This window comes from Butyricicoccus sp., from assembly GCF_050872565.1.
Taxonomy (GTDB): Bacteria; Bacillota; Clostridia; order Oscillospirales; family Butyricicoccaceae; genus Butyricicoccus_A.
In genome coordinates this window covers 1-2,922 of sequence record NZ_JBNMHC010000291.1, presented here as the reverse complement: position 1 = coordinate 2,922, position 2,922 = coordinate 1, and the positions used below count along the sequence as shown (strand labels likewise).

Sequence of the window (2,922 nt, the reverse complement as noted above, 5' to 3'; positions counted from 1 at the left end):
GGATTTTATCAGTGTCAGCGGACATAAAATCGGTGCACCAAAGGGAATTGGTGCTCTGTATATGAAAAAGGGAACACGCATTGCGCCGCTGATGTATGGCGGCGGACAGGAACGGGGAATGCGTCCGGGTACCGAAGCTGTACCGAATATCGCTGCATTTGGCGAAGCATGTCGAGTACGAAACGAACAGATGAAAGAAAATTATGCGAAAGTACAGCAGCTGTGTGACCGCCTGACTGATGGCATTGCCGCTCGATTCCCTTGGGCAAAATATAATGGCAAGCATGACATTCCGCATGTCGTGAATCTATCTTTCCCGGGATGCAAGAGTGAAGTTCTGCTGCGCATTTTGGAGATGCATGAGGTGTATGTATCCTCCGGTTCCGCTTGCTCCAAGGGCAAGGCAAGCCATGTGCTCGCTGCAATGAAAGTCGATTATGCAGACATTGATAGTGCCCTGCGCATCAGTTTTGCCCCGTCCAATACAGAGGAAGATGTCGATGCCCTGCTGGATGCCCTGGAAGAAGGAACGATGAGATTGAGACGGGTATAACAAAATATTGCATAAAAACGACAGTTTATATTTACAATGACGAATGGAAATGATATAATTTAGAACAAGAAGAATAGATAGTATTGGGGACAAAATAGGAGGTGCTTCGCATGGATATTTCGTTTGGACTGATAAACAATGGATTTTATACTGTGATGCAGTATCTTTCAATCCTGCTTAACTTTGTGCTGATGGCAGCTTTGGTTGTCCTGATTATCGTTGGTATTCGGTTTCTTTTGATTCTGTCCACGGCATTGAAAAAACATATGCAGACAAAAGAACTCTCGCCGGACACAGCACCGGATGATAAAACACCAGAATAACATGCTGAATCACCTGCTGAAAAAGAGCAGGTGATTTTTTATTTACCAAATAGTTGTTATTTTGTAATGGAACTGTAGTTGTATCAGCGGCAATATTTTTTTATACTGTGAGTAGAGAGATAACAGGAGGTGTTTATCATGACATTTAGTTGGTTCGGCGTATTCCATATTTTGATGATTATCGCCTTGCTTATTCCCAATGGAATCTATATGCTGCAAAATAAGTACGTAAAAAATAAATGCACCAGCCGCTGTATGAATCTGTTGGAACAGATTGGCAGATATGGCTGTATCATCTTGATGATTTTGTCGGTCAAAGGCGATTGGGGAACCTCAGATGGTCTGTTGGCGATTTACGCAGCGGGCAGCTTAGTGTGCTTGCTGTTATATGCACTGCTGTGGCGCAAGCTGCTCAAAGGACGTAGCGTATATATTGGATTTGTGCCGATTGTTGTGCTGGCGGCATTTTTTATGATGCTGTCGCCAGTGGTCGTGATTCTAGCTGTGGGATTGACAGCGATTATCTATGTGGGAATGCAGGCGAGCAGACGCTTGTATGACAAAGCATGGGTGAGCATGGCGCTGGCCATTCTTCCGGTTTTGTTGTTTTTGCTGTGCGGCGTCACCCTGCACGCTTGGCTGCTCACAGCGGCCGCTGTTGTGCTGGCACTGAGCCATCCGTATGTCACGTGGTGCAATGTGAGTGAATCATAAAGCAGGCATTTTCTCTTACGCACAGACCAAACTCGTCTCTCCCTCTGGGAGAGATGTCGCGGAGCGACAGAGAGGGCTTGTACCAGCTGTATATTCTCTCAGATTTGCCTGATGCAGGATTTGTAACTGGCTCGCCCTCTCAGTCATTTGCTCCGCAAATGCCAGCTCTCCCAGAGGGAGAGCCAAGAAGGCGCCCTCTTTGAGGGAGCTGGATTCGCCGCAGGCGAAGACTGAGGGAGTTTTGTCAGATTGACAAGACGCGTATCAGATTTACTCTAAAGCGTATCTGCTCGCGAGCTGCTCCTTCCGTCACGGCTGACGCCGCGCCACCTTCCTCAAGGAGGAAGGCTTTGGCTGATGCGCGCCGCTTACCCTTGCAAACAAGTATATGCTGTGATAAGATAAGCAGGTGAATCATCGAAAATTTTATCACTTGAATGAGGGTTATATCATATGAAAGAAGTTTTACTGTTAAAGCTCGGTGAGGTTGTGCTCAAGGGTCTCAACCGTCGGCGGTTTGAGAGCCGTTTGATTGCCAATCTGCGCCGCCGTGTATCGAAAGTCGGCAAGTGCAGTGTGTATATCATGCAGTCTACGATTTATGTAGAACCGGCAGACGGCGTAGATATGGATGAAGTGCTCGATGCGGTGCACAATGTATTCGGCGTGGCAGCCATTTGCCGTGCGGCAGTTTGCGAAAAAGACATGGATGCCATTTGGAACACCGTCAACGAATATCTGGGCGATGAGCTGGAGAGCGTACAGCGGTTCAAGGTCGAGGCAAAGCGTTCGGATAAGAAATTCCCGCTCAATACCATCCAGATCTGCCAGAAAATCGGCGGCGATCTCGATGACAAGTATGAAAATCTGATTCCGGACATGCACAATCCGGAACTGCGTGTCAATATTGAAGTGCGCGACAAGGCGGCATATGTTCATGCGGGCAAGATTCCTGGCCCTGGCGGTATGCCGGTCGGTACCAATGGCAAGGCAGCTCTGTTGCTGTCCGGCGGCATTGACTCTCCGGTTGCCGGTTATATGATGGCAAAGCGCGGTCTGGAGCTGTGCGCGGTGCATTTCTTTAGCTATCCGTATACCTCAGAGCGCGCCAAGGAAAAGGTGATGGAGCTGGCAGAGTTGCTGACACACTATGCCGGCCGCATGGAGGTATATGTTGTTCCGTTTACAGAAATTCAGGAAGCGATCCGCGACAATTGCCCGGAAGACATGTTCACGCTGATTATGCGCCGCTTTATGATGCGTCTGGCAGAGCGCGTGGCACAGGAGCATGATGCCGGTGCGCTGATTACCGGCGAGAGCTTGGGTCAGGTG

The 2,922-nt window shown here is 48.7% G+C and carries 4 protein-coding genes; all 4 read left to right on the top strand.

Annotation, left to right across the window (positions count from 1 at the left end; translation table 11 throughout):
• Positions 1 to 553 (top strand): cysteine desulfurase family protein (locus tag ACR0P9_RS10250; protein WP_432619832.1); only part of this gene is annotated, 553 nt, incomplete at its 5' end.
• Positions 554 to 663: 110 nt separating this feature from the next.
• Positions 664 to 876 carry a hypothetical protein gene (locus tag ACR0P9_RS10245; RefSeq protein ID WP_432619831.1) on the top strand — a complete coding sequence of 71 codons (213 nt, stop codon included), beginning with the start codon at positions 664 to 666 and terminating at the stop codon, positions 874 to 876.
• 138 nt (positions 877 to 1,014) lie between these two features.
• A complete protein-coding gene (locus tag ACR0P9_RS10240) occupies positions 1,015 to 1,590 on the top strand; it encodes a hypothetical protein (protein ID WP_432619829.1) in 576 nt (191 codons plus the stop codon).
• Positions 1,591 to 2,043: 453 nt separating this feature from the next.
• A partial coding sequence (thiI, locus tag ACR0P9_RS10235) for a tRNA uracil 4-sulfurtransferase ThiI (protein WP_432619827.1) occupies positions 2,044 to 2,922 on the top strand: 879 nt, incomplete at its 3' end.

Coding starts and splice junctions, on each gene's coding strand:
- ACR0P9_RS10245 (WP_432619831.1), top strand. CDS start 664: ATGGATATTTCGTTTGGACTGATAAACAATGGATTTTATACTGTGATG.
- ACR0P9_RS10240 (WP_432619829.1), top strand. CDS start 1,015: ATGACATTTAGTTGGTTCGGCGTATTCCATATTTTGATGATTATCGCC.